17 protein-coding genes are annotated in these 14,244 nt (G+C 66.4%); 6 read left to right on the top strand and 11 right to left on the bottom strand.

Annotation, left to right across the window (positions count from 1 at the left end; genetic code table 11):
* The first annotated feature begins 29 nt into the window (after nt 1-29).
* Nucleotides 30-446: a hypothetical protein gene (locus ASD42_RS25475; RefSeq protein WP_056821212.1), complete on the top strand. Its 417-nt coding sequence runs from the start codon at nt 30-32 to the stop codon at nt 444-446.
* Nucleotides 447-486: 40 nt separating this feature from the next.
* Here ASD42_RS25475 and ASD42_RS25470 read toward each other — a convergent pair whose 3' ends face one another.
* Nucleotides 487-1,377: a ribonuclease Z gene (locus ASD42_RS25470; protein WP_056821211.1), complete on the bottom strand. Its 891-nt coding sequence runs from the start codon at nt 1,375-1,377 to the stop codon at nt 487-489.
* 126 nt (nt 1,378-1,503) lie between these two features.
* On the opposite strand from ASD42_RS25470, the gene ASD42_RS25465 reads away from it, so the two are divergent.
* On the top strand, nt 1,504-2,265 hold the full coding sequence (locus ASD42_RS25465) for a class I SAM-dependent methyltransferase (RefSeq protein ID WP_056821210.1): 762 nt from the start codon (nt 1,504-1,506) through the stop codon (nt 2,263-2,265).
* A gap of 51 nt (nt 2,266-2,316) precedes the next feature.
* Here ASD42_RS25465 and ASD42_RS25460 read toward each other — a convergent pair whose 3' ends face one another.
* The gene (locus ASD42_RS25460) at nt 2,317-3,012 is read right to left on the bottom strand and encodes a histidine phosphatase family protein (RefSeq protein ID WP_156677584.1); all 696 of its coding nucleotides are present in this window, start codon (nt 3,010-3,012) and stop codon (nt 2,317-2,319) included.
* A 61-nt stretch (nt 3,013-3,073) separates the two neighbouring features.
* Nucleotides 3,074-3,892 (bottom strand): alpha/beta hydrolase family esterase, encoded by an 819-nt coding sequence (locus ASD42_RS25455; RefSeq protein WP_056821208.1) that lies wholly within the window; start codon nt 3,890-3,892, stop codon nt 3,074-3,076.
* Nucleotides 3,893-4,256: 364 nt separating this feature from the next.
* Here ASD42_RS25455 and ASD42_RS25450 point away from each other — a divergent pair, with 364 nt between their 5' ends.
* The 3 genes from ASD42_RS25450 (at nt 4,257) to ASD42_RS25440 (ending at nt 6,729) form a co-directional block, all read left to right on the top strand.
* On the top strand, nt 4,257-5,723 hold the full coding sequence (locus ASD42_RS25450; protein WP_156677583.1) for a PucR family transcriptional regulator: 1,467 nt from the start codon (nt 4,257-4,259) through the stop codon (nt 5,721-5,723).
* Between the two features lie 234 nt (nt 5,724-5,957).
* Nucleotides 5,958-6,464: an RNA polymerase sigma factor gene (locus tag ASD42_RS25445; RefSeq protein WP_235569824.1), complete on the top strand. Its 507-nt coding sequence runs from the start codon at nt 5,958-5,960 to the stop codon at nt 6,462-6,464.
* Complete coding sequence (locus tag ASD42_RS25440; protein WP_235569823.1) at nt 6,457-6,729, top strand: hypothetical protein; 273 nt, start codon at nt 6,457-6,459, stop codon at nt 6,727-6,729. Before ASD42_RS25445 ends, ASD42_RS25440 begins: the two co-directional genes overlap by 8 nt.
* A gap of 51 nt (nt 6,730-6,780) precedes the next feature.
* Here the strand turns inward: ASD42_RS25440 and ASD42_RS25435 are convergent, their stop codons facing one another.
* The 6 genes from ASD42_RS25435 to ASD42_RS35445 form a co-directional block, all read right to left on the bottom strand.
* Nucleotides 6,781-7,425 (bottom strand): GNAT family N-acetyltransferase, encoded by a 645-nt coding sequence (locus tag ASD42_RS25435; protein WP_056821203.1) that lies wholly within the window; start codon nt 7,423-7,425, stop codon nt 6,781-6,783.
* Between the two features lie 56 nt (nt 7,426-7,481).
* Nucleotides 7,482-8,810, bottom strand: coding sequence for a hypothetical protein (locus tag ASD42_RS25430; protein WP_056821202.1), 1,329 nt, complete (start codon nt 8,808-8,810; stop codon nt 7,482-7,484).
* Nucleotides 8,807-9,121 (bottom strand): hypothetical protein, encoded by a 315-nt coding sequence (locus ASD42_RS25425; protein ID WP_056821801.1) that lies wholly within the window; start codon nt 9,119-9,121, stop codon nt 8,807-8,809. Before ASD42_RS25425 ends, ASD42_RS25430 begins: the two co-directional genes overlap by 4 nt.
* A 50-nt stretch (nt 9,122-9,171) precedes the next feature.
* Nucleotides 9,172-9,360, bottom strand: a complete 189-nt coding sequence (locus ASD42_RS25420) for a hypothetical protein (RefSeq protein WP_165610175.1) — start codon at nt 9,358-9,360, stop codon at nt 9,172-9,174.
* Nucleotides 9,357-11,204 carry a hypothetical protein gene (locus ASD42_RS25415; protein ID WP_056821200.1) on the bottom strand — a complete coding sequence of 616 codons (1,848 nt, stop codon included), beginning with the start codon at nt 11,202-11,204 and terminating at the stop codon, nt 9,357-9,359. Before ASD42_RS25415 ends, ASD42_RS25420 begins: the two co-directional genes overlap by 4 nt.
* A 146-nt stretch (nt 11,205-11,350) precedes the next feature.
* On the bottom strand, nt 11,351-11,692 hold the full coding sequence (locus ASD42_RS35445; RefSeq protein ID WP_252366969.1) for a winged helix-turn-helix transcriptional regulator: 342 nt from the start codon (nt 11,690-11,692) through the stop codon (nt 11,351-11,353).
* 134 nt (nt 11,693-11,826) lie between these two features.
* On the opposite strand from ASD42_RS35445, the gene ASD42_RS25405 reads away from it, so the two are divergent.
* A complete protein-coding gene (locus ASD42_RS25405) occupies nt 11,827-12,480 on the top strand; it encodes an FMN-dependent NADH-azoreductase (protein WP_056821199.1) in 654 nt (217 codons plus the stop codon).
* Between the two features lie 67 nt (nt 12,481-12,547).
* Here the strand turns inward: ASD42_RS25405 and ASD42_RS25400 are convergent, their stop codons facing one another.
* Nucleotides 12,548-13,747: a lipid-transfer protein gene (locus ASD42_RS25400; RefSeq protein ID WP_056821198.1), complete on the bottom strand. Its 1,200-nt coding sequence runs from the start codon at nt 13,745-13,747 to the stop codon at nt 12,548-12,550.
* Nucleotides 13,740-14,186 (bottom strand): Zn-ribbon domain-containing OB-fold protein, encoded by a 447-nt coding sequence (locus tag ASD42_RS25395; RefSeq protein ID WP_371852098.1) that lies wholly within the window; start codon nt 14,184-14,186, stop codon nt 13,740-13,742. The genes ASD42_RS25400 and ASD42_RS25395 overlap by 8 nt, the downstream gene beginning before the upstream one ends.
* Between the last annotated feature and the right edge of the window lie 58 nt (nt 14,187-14,244).

The following is a 14,244-nucleotide window of genomic DNA, read 5'->3' as shown; positions in this document are numbered from 1 at the left end:
ATCCGTTGTCGTGCAGCATCGAAGAGGTGATGAACAGACGAATTTCTGGAGCATTCCTCGCCGCATCCGCCGCCGTAGTCGCATTCGGTCCTGTCGCGATCGCACCCGCGGGCGCGGCGACGCCGTTCGTAGCACCCGAGATCACTTTCGCCGGAACCGCGGCGGGCACCGTCACCGCGACCCTGCGCAACGCCAACGACCGTGGGCAGTGCTGGGCCGAAGCGGGCGTCGGCCCCGAGAACAACCACGTCTTCTTCGGTGACGGCGCACCGGAATCGCTGGCCGACCCCGGCAAGACGGTCGTGACCTCGCTCGACGGCCTCGAGCCCGGCACCACGATCACCGCACGCGGCGGCTGCGTCAACGGCGCCGAGTTCGCGTTCTCGGAGTTGGTCACCGTCAACGTTCCGACCGCTACGCCGTCGACCGGAAGCTTCGGCTTCTAGCAGATCCGCAGGCAGCCGCAGCGCCATGCCGCGGCTGCCTTCAGCTGCCCGCGCGGCGTGCCGGAAGGGCGACGCGGTCGAGATCGTGGGCGAGAACGGCGCCGGGAAAGCCGGCCTGTTCGATGAACAGGTGATCCTCGCTCGCGGTGTAGCGCTCCGAAAAGTGGGTCAGAACAAGGGTGTTCACCCCGCAGGAGCGCGCCACCTCGCCCGCCTGACGCGCGGTGAGATGGCCGCGTTCGTGCGCCTGATCTGTCTCGGAGTCGAGGAAGGTGGACTCGATGATCAGCATGTCGACGCCATCGGCGAGCTCGAAGACGTTGTCGCACAGGCGAGTATCCATGATGAAAGCCACCTTCTGGCCCGGTCTCGGTGCCGAGCATTCCTCGAGCAGTGGCCCCGACAGCTCACGGATCGCGGCGCCGGAGATGCCGTGCTCGCGGAGCTTCTCGGGCAGAAATGTTCGGCTGTCGGGTTCGGCGAGGCGGTAGCCGTAGGTCGGGATGCTGTGGGCCAGCGGGAGTGCGGTGAGGGTGAAGCCGTTGCCCTGCAATGTTTGGCGGGGACCGCTCACCGGGTGTTCGACGAGGCTGGGTGAGCCGTAATAGCTCGTCGCGTATCTCAGTCGTTCCCAATACTCGGCACCCTCAGCGGGGTAGACGGCGTGCACGTCATGGGGCACCCCGTCGCGGCCGAGTCGCTGCACGATGCCGGGGACGCCCAGCGAGTGGTCGCCGTGGAAATGGGTGATGCACAGCCAATGCAGTTCGGTCGCCGAAGCGCCCGCGTGCGCCATCTGGCGCTGGGTGCCCTCGCCGGGATCGAACAGTACGCCCTGCCCGTCCCAGCGCAGGAGGTAGCCGTTGTGGTTGCGGCGGCGGGTGGGCACAGCCCCGGCTGTGCCGAGGACGACGAGTTCTCGTGTCGACATCGACCCATCCTGGCGGGTCGCCGCGTCGGTGTCACGTAGAAATGAGTGCTGTCGCGATGGTGAGATGGACCGAGTGCGTGCCTGCGCCGAAGCTCGCACCGGTGACACACCGTCCGGAGGACGACAATGGATCTGTTCGACTACGACGCCGAACTGCGTCGGCACACTGCGCACTTCTTCGCTGCCGCGAAGGTCGGCGCCGGTGATCGCGTGCTCGACATCGGCTGTGGCACAGGGCAGACCACCCGTGAGGCCGCCCGCGCGGCCGTTGACGGGGTCGCCGTCGGGGTCGACATCTCGGAGGTGATGCTCGAACAGGCCCGTCGGATCAGCGACGACGAGGAACTGTCGAATATCAGCTTCGAGCTGGCGGACGCCCAGGTGAATCCCTTTCCGGCAACATCTTTCGACCTCTGTATCAGCAGGTTCGGTGTGATGTTCTTCGCCGATCCGGTCGCGGCGTTCACCAATATCGCGCGCGCACTGCGTCCCGGGGGTCGTCTCGCGTGGTTGGTCTGGCAAGGGCACGACCACAACGAATGGGCATCGGTGTTCAGTGAGGTTCTCGCCGCCACAGTCCCCACGCCGGGTCGCGGCCCGTTTTCACTCGCCGACCCTGCCGCCACCGAATCCATGCTGACGACAGCGGGTTTCACCGACATCGGCTTCGCCGAGATAGATGAGCCCGTGTACTACGGCCCCGACAGTGGCGCCGCCTACGACAACCTGCTCCGCCTGACGGGCTTCACAGCATTCCTCGCCGACCTGGAGCCCACCGAATCCGAACAAGCCCGCGCTCGGCTCCACGAGATCCTGGCCGACCATCAGACCGACAGCGGCGTGTACTTCGACTCCCGCGCTTGGCTCATTTCCGCTCGTCGTCCTTGAAATAGATCAGGTTGCGGTGTGGACAGACGCAGCGCGACATCCCGAGACACTTCACGCGGGGTCACGCAGGTGGCCGGTGTCGTCGAGGCGGAACACCTGACGGTTGTGGAAGAAATCGTCTTCTCTCAGCTCGGTGATACCGCCGGGGGTGGCGTGGAAGGCTGCATATCCCGCCGACTCGATCGGCATCGCGATCCATGCCGCGACCACGAACGTGAGGCTGCCGCCGTGCGTCACGATGACCTGGTGTCGGCAGGTGCTGGCCACGATCGAGTCCATAGCGGCGTAGATGCGTTGTGCGAAGACCTCTTTCGTCTCGGCGCCCGGAATGCCTTCGTCGTGCCGCATGCGCTCGCCGACGAGAGGTGGCGCGACGAACCTGTCATCGAGCCACCGCTGCGGCCTGCCTCCTGCCTCCCCGTACGACTTCTCGCGTAGCCGCGCGTCGAGGATCGGCTCGACGCCCAGCCCCGCACCGATCGCGGCGGCCGTCTGCGCTGTCCGTCGCAGATCCGAGGAGTACAGCTCGACTCCGACGTCTGCGGGTATCCGTGCTCGCAGCTCGTCGGCGGCCGCGACGGCGACGACCGAACCGGCCGGGGTGAGCTCGGAGTCGTACCAACCGCCGACGAGTCGCTCGAGGTGATGCGTCGCCTCGGGGTGTGTGACCACGTAGATCTTGCGCAACTGCCGTCCTCCCGAAGAGTGCTTGTGTTGCCCGACTCCAGCTCGTGCCAGCGGTTCCATCTCGCCGGACAGTGAGTGGCGGGATGGAACCGGTGTTGGGTGTGTCCGTGGGGTGGTTCGCTCAGGTGTTCATCGGATGAGTGCGGAAGAAGTCCCAGATCAGGGCGGTGGCGTTGATCGAGTTCGTATTCTTGCCGACGATGAGCTCCGGGTACAGCGGGGAACTGGTCCCGGGCCAGATGTGCCCGCCCCCGGTGATCGTGTACAGCTGAACGTCGATACCGGACGGGCACGAGTATCGATCCAACACGACGTCGGCGGCGATCGTGGCGCGCACCGGAGCGCCGGTGCAGCCATCGCGGCGCGCCCAGGCCGCCGCACTGTCGGTCACCGGGTGCTGACCTACGCCGCTGTTCTCGCCACCGGCCGGCCCGGATGCTGAACCGGAATTCGATTGTCCCGCATACGGAACGATGGCGTCATCGGTGCCGTGGAAGGCGATGACCGGCACCGGCCGGGTGGGGCGACACCAGCTGAAATCTCGTAGCCCCGACACCGGGGCGATGGCGGCGACGCGGTCGGCGAACTGGCAGCCGATGGAACTGGTGGCGAAGGCGCCCATCGACAATCCGGCGACGAAAATGCGGCGTTTGTCGACGCAGAGGCTGGACTCCACTGTGGTCAGCACTTCCGAGACCCAGGTCATGTCGGCGGAACCGCGACCGTACTCCCATTGCGAGAAACCGAGCCGATCGAGCTGGGGGGTGATCGTGATGAACCCCTCTCGGTATCCGTATTCGCCGAAGCCGCTACCCGCATCGGCGATGTCGATATTTTCCAGGAGGCCGTGCAGGGCGATAACGACCGGCAGCGGGCGATCGGCTCCGGCGGGGACATGCTGCCGATACTGGCCCGTTTTTTCGGTGCCCCGGAATTGCACGGTCGTCTCGCCTCGAGCAGGAACCGGTCGGCCACACCCCGCAGAAGGCGAGGGTGCGGGCCCCGGATCGTCGGCGTGCGCTACGCCACCGGCAGCGGCGAGCAACGCAACGACACACATCGTTCTCAATGCCCCCGTGGTAACAACCCGCAGCCCGGACCGGACGCTTCCTCGGCGTCGGGAAGTCCCAACTCCGACCTGCGAAATATCATTTTCGAACATGAGAGAAAGACTCTCAAATCGTGACCCGATTCTTCCGGGTTCGCGACATCTGTCGGAAATCCGGACTGTCACCCCGCGGTCCTGTCTGTAGTGATCACAGGCGGCTGTGGAGTGGGTCGGTGGTCACGGTGGAGGTCGCACCTTGACTGATGAGGTGATGTCGGACACACTACCAGTCAGTAACCGGATTCTTATGTCCGGTTATGGTGTGGCCAGTGAGACCACACGACTCGAAGAGGAGTTGTCGATGGAGGAGCGCAAGCGCAACGGGACGCACGGGCGAAGCCGAGGTCTACTGATCGCGCCGTCGCCGGCAGCGGTATCGTCTGGTTCCGGAACCGGGGGATCTCTCGGACCTGCCGCGACATCGTTGCGTGACACCAGGTCTCTCGCCGAGGAGATGGTCCGGCACTTCAGGCTGACCGTCGCCCGATGCCTGACCCTGCCCGACGAAGCGCTCCGTGGCGATATCACCGCGGTGACCGTCAACTGCTTGCGGATCGCCACCACGATTCTCGACGGGCGCGGCGCTCCTACCGAACGCGAAGTGGCGCAACTGGAATCGGCTGCCGCGCAGTGGGCCAGAGGCGGTGTGCCCATCGATGTGATCCTGCATGCCCTGCACGAGGGTTCGAAAATGGCCCATGAGCTGGTGGCGAGCAGGTCAGCGATCGACTCGGTCGCCGAATGCGTGGACATCGGAGCGCGCACCGTCGATCTGCTCGACCTGATGACGACCACGGTGACCATGGCCTACCTGCGCGAATATCGCGGCACCGCACACGAACACCGAGGTGCGGTGAACACTTTCACCACCGCACTGCTCAACGGTCGAGTGACGACGGCGATGGCGCGCGAATGCGGTTTGTCGATCGCCGATCACTACCACCTGCTGGCGCTGTCCATCCTGCCTTCTTCCCCTGGGTTCGAGGACGGCGTCGATCCCCGGGCAGCCTCCGGGCGCGTGCTCCGGCGAATCCGAGCCGATCTTGCCGAAAGGGGCGGCAACGAAGTCTTGTCCTTGCTGAGCAACAGTGGCGGAACGATCCTGATCCCCAGCACTGCGCTGCCCACCGATCAGCTGGAACCACTCGTCCGGGCAGTCGCTGAGGCAGCCGACGCCGTCGTCACCGCCGTCCACCTCGAAGTGGCCGTCGACGCGATCCCGCAGATGTCACCGACTCTGCACGACATGGTCGACGTCGCCAATCGGCTGACCCGCGTACTGTCGGCCGAGCCCGAGACCCGCCTCTACGATTTCGCTGAGCTGGCTGCCGAATACCAGCTCACCCGGCCGGGGGCGGTCAGGGAGTCCATGGCACGCCGACTGGACCCCTTGGTGGCCAACCCCCTGCTGCTGCGAACGCTCACCGTCTACCTGCTCAGCGATCAGAACCGCCAGCGAGCAGCACGCCGATTGTTCATCCACCCGAACACCATCGACCATCGACTCAAGCGCATAGCGGGGATCACCGGACTCGATCCCGCTCGCGCCGATGGCCAGTGGGGACTGCGCGCCGCGCTCGTCGCCCGCGCCTATCCGTCAGGAACCACGACCGTGGACACTGTGGAAACCGCCGACAGCGGGAACCGGAACGCGCGCACATAGCGCGGGCTGATTTCGGGCGGGGTGAATCCTTTCGCATCGCGGGTGCCTCTTATGTGTGTCGCGACGGACGTCGGGACGGGACACGGAGGTTTGTTGTGGTCATCGGTATCGGTGTTGTCGTCGGTGTGGTGCTGCTGTGCACGTGCATGGTCGTCGTGCGGCGCAAACGAGCTGGGCGTGGGTGAGTCGCGCTGGCCTGACCAGGGGTTGATCGTCGCCGCGCAGGGCGGTGACGTGGATTCGATCGCGGCGTTGGTGTCGGGTTCGCATCCGCATATCCAGCGCTTCGCTCATTCCCTCTGTGCGACACCGGAAGACGCCGAGGACGCTGCGCAGGAGGCGCTGATCATCCTGTATCGCAAGATCGGGATGTTGCGGGCCTCTGGCGCGCTGGCGTCGTGGATGTTCCGGATCGTTCGCAACGAGTGTCTGCGTCGGGCGCGGACGAGTCTGTCGGGGCGAATTGTCTTGCCGGACAACATCTTGGCTGCTTCGGCTGAGGACGAGGTGTTGCGACGTCTGGAGGCGGGTCGGGTGGCGGCCGCGGTCGCCGACTTGCCCGCGGACCAGCGCAGCGTGCTGATCATGCGCGACATTCAGGGCTACAGCGGCCGGATGGTCGCCGATGCGCTCGGGCTCAGTACCGCGGCGATGAAATCGCGACTGCACCGTGCGCGGGCGGCAGTTCAACAAGCTCTACAGGCCACGCCTGGCGACGTTGCTGGAGGACATGATGAGTGATGATTTCGCGAGCAAGTCCATGTCCGAGCACCTGGTGCGTGGCGGGGTGGGTTTCGGTGCGCTGGTCGGATCGGTGGCCCTGATCCCGGTCGTCGGGCCGTTCAGTGTGTTGTTGCTGCCCGTCGGTTTGGTCGCGCTGCGCGGATGCCCGACCTGCTGGGCGATCGGGCTGATGCAGACCTTGTCGAGGGGTCGGCTGCAGCGCTCCTGTGAAGACGGCCAGTGCACACTGACCGTCGGCGACACCCATCGAGTCACTTCCTAGGAGCTGACGCCTTCGAGCGGCCGACGATCCAGCCGGTCGCTCGAAGGCGGTTCACGCGGCGCCGAGCAGGGGTAGGCAGGGCGTGAGTCCGTCGATCGTGACGGTTGTTCGCTGGTGGCTCTCCCATCTCGTGCGCGAGAGCCGTACTCGGCGCATGACGGTGATTTTCTCGCGCACAGCGAGGCGCTGAATCCCGTCGGCCTCGTAGCCGAGTTTCTCGGAGACTCGAAACGAGGACGGGTTGTCGGCGAACGCCCCCGAGACCGCGTCGGTGGCCTGTAGCCCGGCAAAGGCGAGATGGAGGACCGCTGCGCGCATCTCGGTGCCGATGCCTCGCCCTTGGTGTCGAAGGCCGATCCAGGAGCCCGTGCCGACCTCGTGCAGGGTCGCGAAATTGCGAGCGGAGATGGCCTGCTGGCCGACGATTCGGCCGTGGTCGAAGACCGCGAAGTTCAGTGTCCAGTCGTCGGGGGCCCAGTTGCCGAGTTGCAGCCAATGATGCTGAAACACCGAGCGTGCTCGTTCGACAGGAGGTAGGTCTGTCCATGGGACAGTGAAGGGCATGCGGTCGGGGGCGTGGACGCCTTCTGCCGCAAGATCGGCCAGCGCGGCCAGCTCCTCATCGGAGGGCAGCCGGAGTTCCAGTCGGGGTGTGGTGAGCCGGAGTCCGAACAGGGGCCAGTGGTCGGTGAGCATGAGTCATTCTGCGGGGCGAACCCGACCTCGCTCATCCCCTTTTCGCGCAGGCGCGGCTAACCCCCGAACAGCAGATACAGCCCGGTGAACGTGAAGCCGACCATGGTCAGCATCAAGGCGAGCTGGCCGGTCAGTCGGTGACGAGGCGGGAGAAGTTGCAGGCAGCGGTCGTGAGCGGCGGCGACGCCGAGGATGTGGCCGATCAGGACCGCCAGCACTTTGCAGGTGGCGAGCACCGTCGGATGACTCGACAGCACGTAGGCCACGTCTCGATCGGCCAGGCCCGCTAGGTTCCATCCGCGGTCGAGCGGGTCCGCGAACAGCAGTGCCGTCGTCTGCCCTTTCTCGACGAGAAACGTCAGGTAGTGGGCGATCAGATAGCCCGCCACGATCGGGATGAGGCTGAGCGCCAGCCGCCGCGGTAGCAGCGCGCGATCGGCGGGGGAGACACCGCCGGTGGCACGCGCGGCGAGGGAGAACAGCCCGCCCACCACTCCGATGAAGACCAGCAGTCCGGCCGTGCGCACCAGTGTCGCGTCGACGACCGGAGCCAGGTCGTCGACCAGTTCGCGCCACCACGGGAAGCTGGAGAAGCTGTCGAAAGCGGTGGATCCGAGCAGCGTCGCCGCGACCGCGACAGATCCAGCGCGTCCGGGAGTCCCCGCGAGATTGTTCAGCGGCATCCGCAACACCGGCTGCCCCGCGCGGTCGCGGCCGTAGGGGCTCAGGTGCGAAAGCAGCGTGCTGTACACCTCGAGTGGGTCGGCCCGCTCTGCCCAGACGGTGCCGAACAGCGCGAGCCCGATCGAGGTCACGACCAGGTAGCCGAGCAGCCAGGTCAGCACCGAGCCCACCGACCCTGGTGCGCGCCAAGCCAATTCCAGCCACACGAAGGAGAACAGGCCGAGAGCGGCTGGGAGATAACCCCATTCGTCGCGATAGCGGAGAATTCCGTGCTCCGGCGGGCGTCGTAGCAGCAGGCAGCCGAAGCGATGCAGCGCCCTGACGGGGGAGAAGACCTTCCAGACCGGTCCGATCACCAGGGATGCCACCATCACCCCGACCCAGACGCCGATGTACAGCACTCCTGGCACGGGATTCAGCGCTGGATCCGAGGAGCCGAACATCGCGATGACGATCACGCAGGCAGTGACCATCACACTCGCCGTGGCGATGACCATCCGCGGCGCGCGGGCGTCGATTATTCGCCGTACCGGCGCGGGCAGGACGAATCCCGACGAGTCGGGGTTCAGGCGCGGCTGACGCCAGGCGAAGAACAGCAGCGAGAACGAGAAGGTCAGCGCCCACGCCGCGCCGATCAACGCGTAGGTGAGCGGAATCGGCAGGTCCGTGGCGCCGTTGAGGCCGTGGGCGAGGGGAGTCACTGCCGGACCAGCAGCGTCGTCACCGTCCGTCCGATCTGGTGCAGTTCGATCTCCACCTGGCCCGGCACGGTCACCGTGAAGTCGAACTCCTGGCCGGAAGCCGCGGCGACGGGAAAGGTGTGCGCGGGGGCGGAGTGGATGTGCAGTTCATCGGTGGCGTCACTGTCGACCCGCAACACGATGCGTTGCCCGACCTGGGCTTCGGTGCGTGTATTGGTCGGGGACACAGCGCCGTTCGCGATCCGGATGTCGATGGTGCGGGCTGTTGTCACGGGTTCGGTGGTCGGTTCGCTCGACGAGCAGCCCACCATCAGTGCACCCGCGGCGACCGTGAGTAGGCCGAACCGGAGCCGATGAAGGGTCACGGAATCTCCTCGGTGCGGTCGGTCGGCGCGGATTCTGTGCCTTCCTTTTCGCGTTTCTCCGCGCGCCGGTCGCGGAGCGCGATGAACAGCACCACACCGACCAGCGCGACCGCGGGCAGGAAGGCCGGAATCGCCAGCAGGATGGAATGGTCAGCGAGCAGGTCGACGTTCTCCTGGCGGATCAAGGTTCGACCGTTGCCTTCTGGTCCGGTGTGCTGCCCGCCGCCAGATAGCGGTCGTTGACCCGGGCAGCGCCCCACGCCATCGCCGCGATCAAGGCCAGTGAGCACGCCAGCACCACCAGGCCCGCGAGGCCGATCAGCCAGGACGGATGGTCGAAGGACCGCTCGCGCTGCAGTACCGAGATCTCCTCGACGAACGGCCGCGTGAAGCTCGCGGGCGCGGGCACCTCCGCGGCGCCGATCCCGGGATCGAGCGGCATGAAGATCGGAAGCGCGGATTGCATGCGCCCGTCCTGCAAGCGCAGCACCGTTTTCCAGGTGCCGTGCACGGGCACGGGCCGGGTGGACACGAAGTGGTCGTCGCCGACGCGACGCAGCTTGTCCACAACGAGGCCGTGGCCGGGACTGTCGTCGCCGATACCGCCTTGCCAGGCCAGGATCTCCACCCATTCCGGATCGGGGCCGATAAGATCTCCGGGGGAGAGCCGGATGTCGGCGGTGACCATGCGCCCGCCCTGTTCGGGATCGGCGTCGGTGAGCGCGACGGTCGCCGACGCGTTCTCCGGCACCCGGATGATCAGACCGTTCGCGGTCGCCGCGGCCGCGATCACCACGGCGGCGACCACGATCCCGCGCCGTATCGCGGGCCTGGGCAGTGCCTCGCCGCGCAAGACGGTGCCGAGCATCGCGCCGATCACACCGCCTGCCACACCCACCGGCACCGCCATCGCGAGCAGTTCCAGCCACATCCCGCCGACCCAGGGATTGACGAACATCCGCTCGATCCACAGGGATTCGAGCCAGATGCCCACTGTCGCCACACCGAGCCCGGTGAGCGCGCCCCACCAGAGCGGTCGGCGGATCAGCGGCACGACGGCGAGCAGTTCGACCACGATCGCGGCGCCGAGGTAGAGCGGAAACACGTTGCGCGGCGCCTCGAATCCGGTGCCGACGAGGACCGCGACGATGTAGCGCACACAGAAGGCGAAGGCCACGAGCAGCAGCGTGCTGAGTGGGCCCAGCGTCAACCGCGCCGAGATCAGGGCGATCGTGGCGGCGAAGACGATCAACATCGGTTGCAGCACCAGCCGGAACTGCTCGACGCCGAAGTCGAACTCGACCTGGAACACCGACAGTCCGATCACCAGGCCGCCGAAGGCGAAGGCCTGAATCGCCCAGAGGAACCGTCCGTCGATCCGCTCGGGATCGGGCCGGTTGTATCGGCCCTCGAGTTCGAGCAGGAGTACGCCGATCAGCGACAGACCCGCGCCGCCGATGAGCATGAGGTGGGTGGGGCCCCAGAGCGTGACGTCCTGGCCGAACAGACGGTGCCAGATGTCGTCGAGCGGGAAGCCGATCAGCGCGTACAAACCGGCACCGGCGATCAAGATACCGCCGACAGGGGCGTACCAGTCACGGGTGATCTTCACCGCGGCTCTGCCCGGCTTCTCGTCGAGCGGCAGGATCACGGCCAGCATGCCTGCCATGAAGAGGAAGAACAGGCCGACCAGGATGAAGTAGTGCGCCGGATTGGCCAGCGGTCCGGCGTCGCGGCCCTTGCCCACGTGCAGGCTCACATCCCAGATGAAGCCGAGAAACGCGGTCAGGATGGTCGCGAGGAACATCGCGATCGGCAGGGCCACCCAGCCGGGACGGTTCATGATGCGACCGCTGAAGTCGGCCAGCCGCCGCAGCCAGGTGATGCGCCGCGTCCGATGCAGGTAGGCCACCCACAGCAGAACCGCACCGACCACCGCGGACGCGCCGGTCATCAGCGCGACTTGATCGAGAGCAGCGCCACCGCCTTCGGTGCCCTGCGCGACCATGATGGTGGACGGATCGGTCATCGCTGTGGCCACGGCAGTTCCTCCGATGTGTCGAAGCGCCCGGTCTGCGGGGTATCGAACAGTATCTCGAATTCCGCGCGGCACCGATACCCCGCGCGCACAGGTGCGGGTTCGGATCCAGCGGTCGGGGTGCGCGTGCCGGTTGGCTACCCGGCCTGCGGGAGCTGCTTGCGGTACTGCTCGCCCCAGGTCTCCATCAGCTGGATGATCGGGACGAGACCGCGGCCGAAGTGGGTCAGCTCGTACTCGACGCGGGGCGGGACCTCCGGATACACGGTGCGGGTGAGGACGCCGTCGCGCTCGAGTTCGCGCAGCTGCGCGGTCAGCATTCGCTGGGTCACGTGCGGCATGGCGCGGCGCATCTCGTTGAACCGCGCCGTTCCCTCACTCAGATGGAAGACGATCATGCCCTTCCATTTGCCGCCGATCACATCGAGGGTGACCTCGACGGGGCAGTCGAAATCGAGATCCTGCTTACGTTTCGTCACGCCACGTCCTCGTCTCACCGGCAAAGGTATGGAAAAGGGTACTGGGTAACAGAAATGTGCGTTCTTACGCGGATATTCCCCCTCGGGCAGGCTCGATCCCGTAAGCCGACCCAGTCCCGACAGGAGCATCAGAGATGGCCCAGCTACTTCAGCTCGACGCGAGCCCGCGCCGTTCGCGCTCCCACACCCGCACGCTGACCGGGGAGTTCGTCGCGCGCTGGAGCGAGGGCCGAGTCGGTGACACGGTGATCCGCCGCGACCTCGGCCACGAACCGCCACCGCACATCACCGAGGAGTGGATCGCCGCCGCTTTCACCACACCGACACAGCGCACCCCGCAGATGCGCGAGGTGCTGGCCTACAGCGACCGGTTGGTGGACGAGCTGTTCGCCTCCGACGTGCTGGTGCTCGGAGTCCCTATGTACAACTTCGGGGTACCGGCGATGCTGAAGGCCTATATCGACCAGATCGTCCGGGTCGGTCGCACCTTCTCCTTCGACCCCGATGCCGCGGCACCGTACACACCACTCACCTCGGGCAAGCGCGCCTTCGTCATCGTCGGCACCGGCGACGCCGGCTACGAGGTGGGCGGTCCGCTGGCGAGCATGAATCACGTAGAGCCGTATCTGCGCACGGCGCTGGGTTTCATCGGCATCGATGAGGTCGAGTTCGTCTACACGGGCAACGATGAATTCGGCGGTGAGCGCCTACTGCGGTCCCTCGAACATGCTCGAAACCAAGTAGCCGACCTGACTGCCGAGCGCGAACCAGCCGAAATCGCGGGCTGAAGGCACCTTGGTGCGCGGTGATGCCGAAACCCCGGACAGAGCCCGGGGTTTCGGTAGATCTCCATGGTCAGCGAGTGGCGATGATCGCCGATCCGTGGCCGAAGAGACCTTGGTTCACCGCGATGCCCGCGCGGGCATTGTCCACTTGGCGGCCGTCGGCCTGGCCGCGCAACTGCCAGGTGAGTTCGCAGACCTGGGAGATGGCCTGGGCGGGGATGGCCTCACCGAAGCAGGCCAAACCGCCGCTGGGGTTCACCGGTACTCGTCCGCCCAATGTCGTTGCGCCACTGCGCAGCAGAGCCTCCGCTTCGCCCGTCTCGCAGAGCCCGATGTCCTCGTACCAGTCCAGCTCGAGGGCGGTGGAGAGGTCATAGACTTCGGCGAAGGACAGGTCGGCGGGACCGATTCCCGCCTCTTCGTAGGCGGCGTGGGCGATGGCCGACCGGAAGGTGCGTGACGGGGGCTCGACGGCCACGGCGGAATCCGTCGAGAAATCCGGCAGGTCGAGCACGGTTTTCGGGAACGTCGGCGTGACCGTCGACAGCGCTGAGATGCGCACCGGATCCGCGATGCCGTGGCGGCGGGCGTAGTCCATCGACGTCAGCACCAAGGCGGCTCCGCCGTCGCTGGTCGCGCAGATGTCGAGCAGCCGCAACGGGTCCGACACGATCGCCGAGGCGGAGATCTCCTCGACCGAGACTTCCTTGCGGTAGCGGGCGTTCGGGTTGTTCAGGCCGTGCCGGGAGTTCTTCACCTTGACCGCGGCGAAGTCGTCGAGGGTGGCGCCGTGCAATGCCATGCGGCGGCGGGCGTAGAGCGCGAAATAGATGGGATTGGTGGCGCCGAGCAGATGGAAGCGCAACCAGTCGGGGTCGTCGCGGCGCTCGCCACCGACCGGCTGGAAGAAGCCCTTCGGAGTGGTATCCGCGCCGACCACCAGCGCCACCTCGCACAGCCCGGCCAGGATCTGGGCGCGCGCGTTGGCGATGGCCTGTGCGCCGGAGGCGCAGGCGGCGTAGCTACTGGAGATCTGCGCACCCGACCAACCCAGCGCCTGCGCGAACGTCGCGCCCGAGACGAATCCTGGGTAGCCGTTGCGGATGGTGTCCGCGCCGGCGATGTAGCCGACGTCGCGGTGGTTCAACCCGGCATCGGCCAGGGCCGCACGAGCTGCCACCAGACCGTATTCGACGAAATTGCGCCCCCACTTGCCCCACGGGTGCATGCCCGCACCGAGGACGGCGATGTCGCGATTCGTATCAGTCATTGACCGGCCTCCACATCCACACCGTGTGCTCTGCGTCCTCGTCCTCGTACAGCGTGCCGACGGTCAGTTCGACCGGCATGCCAACGGCCAGGTCGTCCACCGTGAGACCGCGTACGACCTGCCCGAGAATCACCATCTGCTCGACCTCGAGCTCCACTGCCGCGACGACGTAGGGCACGAAGGGATCGGCCGAGACGTAGGGCGCGGGCGGCTTGTACCGAGCGTCCGCGTAGGACCAGATCCGGCCACGCGTGGAGAACAGGTACTCGACGAGCTCGGAGCCGTCATGGGTACCTGCGCATTGCGGATTGCGACAGGCGAGGGTGTTCTTCGGGAAGTACGGCGTGCCGCAGTCATTGCAGCGAGTTCCCACGAGGCGTACCTGGCCGTCGTCCGCAGTGAACCAGTCAGCCACGGCGGGGCGTTGTTCTTTCTGCACGTGGCCGACGGTATAGGAACACGTTCTACTTTGGGGCGGAATTCCGTTCCAGCGCTGC

The organism is Nocardia sp. Root136 (assembly GCF_001427185.1).
GTDB lineage: Bacteria > Actinomycetota > Actinomycetes > Mycobacteriales > Mycobacteriaceae > Nocardia > Nocardia salmonicida.
The sequence above is the reverse complement of the archived record's forward strand: the minus strand, read 5'-3'. Positions and strand labels throughout refer to the sequence as shown.

Excerpts from the sequence above, each read along its gene's own strand:
- ASD42_RS25440 (WP_235569823.1), top strand. The coding sequence starts at position 6,457 with ATGAGTGATGATTTCGCGAGCAAGTCCATGTCCGAGCACCTGGTGCGT.
- ASD42_RS25435 (WP_056821203.1), bottom strand. The coding sequence starts at position 7,425 with ATGCTCACCGACCACTGGCCCCTGTTCGGACTCCGGCTCACCACACCC.
- ASD42_RS25475 (WP_056821212.1), top strand. The coding sequence starts at position 30 with ATGAACAGACGAATTTCTGGAGCATTCCTCGCCGCATCCGCCGCCGTA.
- ASD42_RS25405 (WP_056821199.1), top strand. The coding sequence starts at position 11,827 with ATGGCCCAGCTACTTCAGCTCGACGCGAGCCCGCGCCGTTCGCGCTCC.
- ASD42_RS25415 (WP_056821200.1), bottom strand. The coding sequence starts at position 11,204 with ATGACCGATCCGTCCACCATCATGGTCGCGCAGGGCACCGAAGGCGGT.
- ASD42_RS25465 (WP_056821210.1), top strand. The coding sequence starts at position 1,504 with ATGGATCTGTTCGACTACGACGCCGAACTGCGTCGGCACACTGCGCAC.
- ASD42_RS25470 (WP_056821211.1), bottom strand. The coding sequence starts at position 1,377 with ATGTCGACACGAGAACTCGTCGTCCTCGGCACAGCCGGGGCTGTGCCC.
- ASD42_RS25460 (WP_156677584.1), bottom strand. The coding sequence starts at position 3,012 with ATGGAACCGCTGGCACGAGCTGGAGTCGGGCAACACAAGCACTCTTCG.
- ASD42_RS25400 (WP_056821198.1), bottom strand. The coding sequence starts at position 13,747 with ATGACTGATACGAATCGCGACATCGCCGTCCTCGGTGCGGGCATGCAC.
- ASD42_RS25425 (WP_056821801.1), bottom strand. The coding sequence starts at position 9,121 with ATGGTGGGCTGCTCGTCGAGCGAACCGACCACCGAACCCGTGACAACA.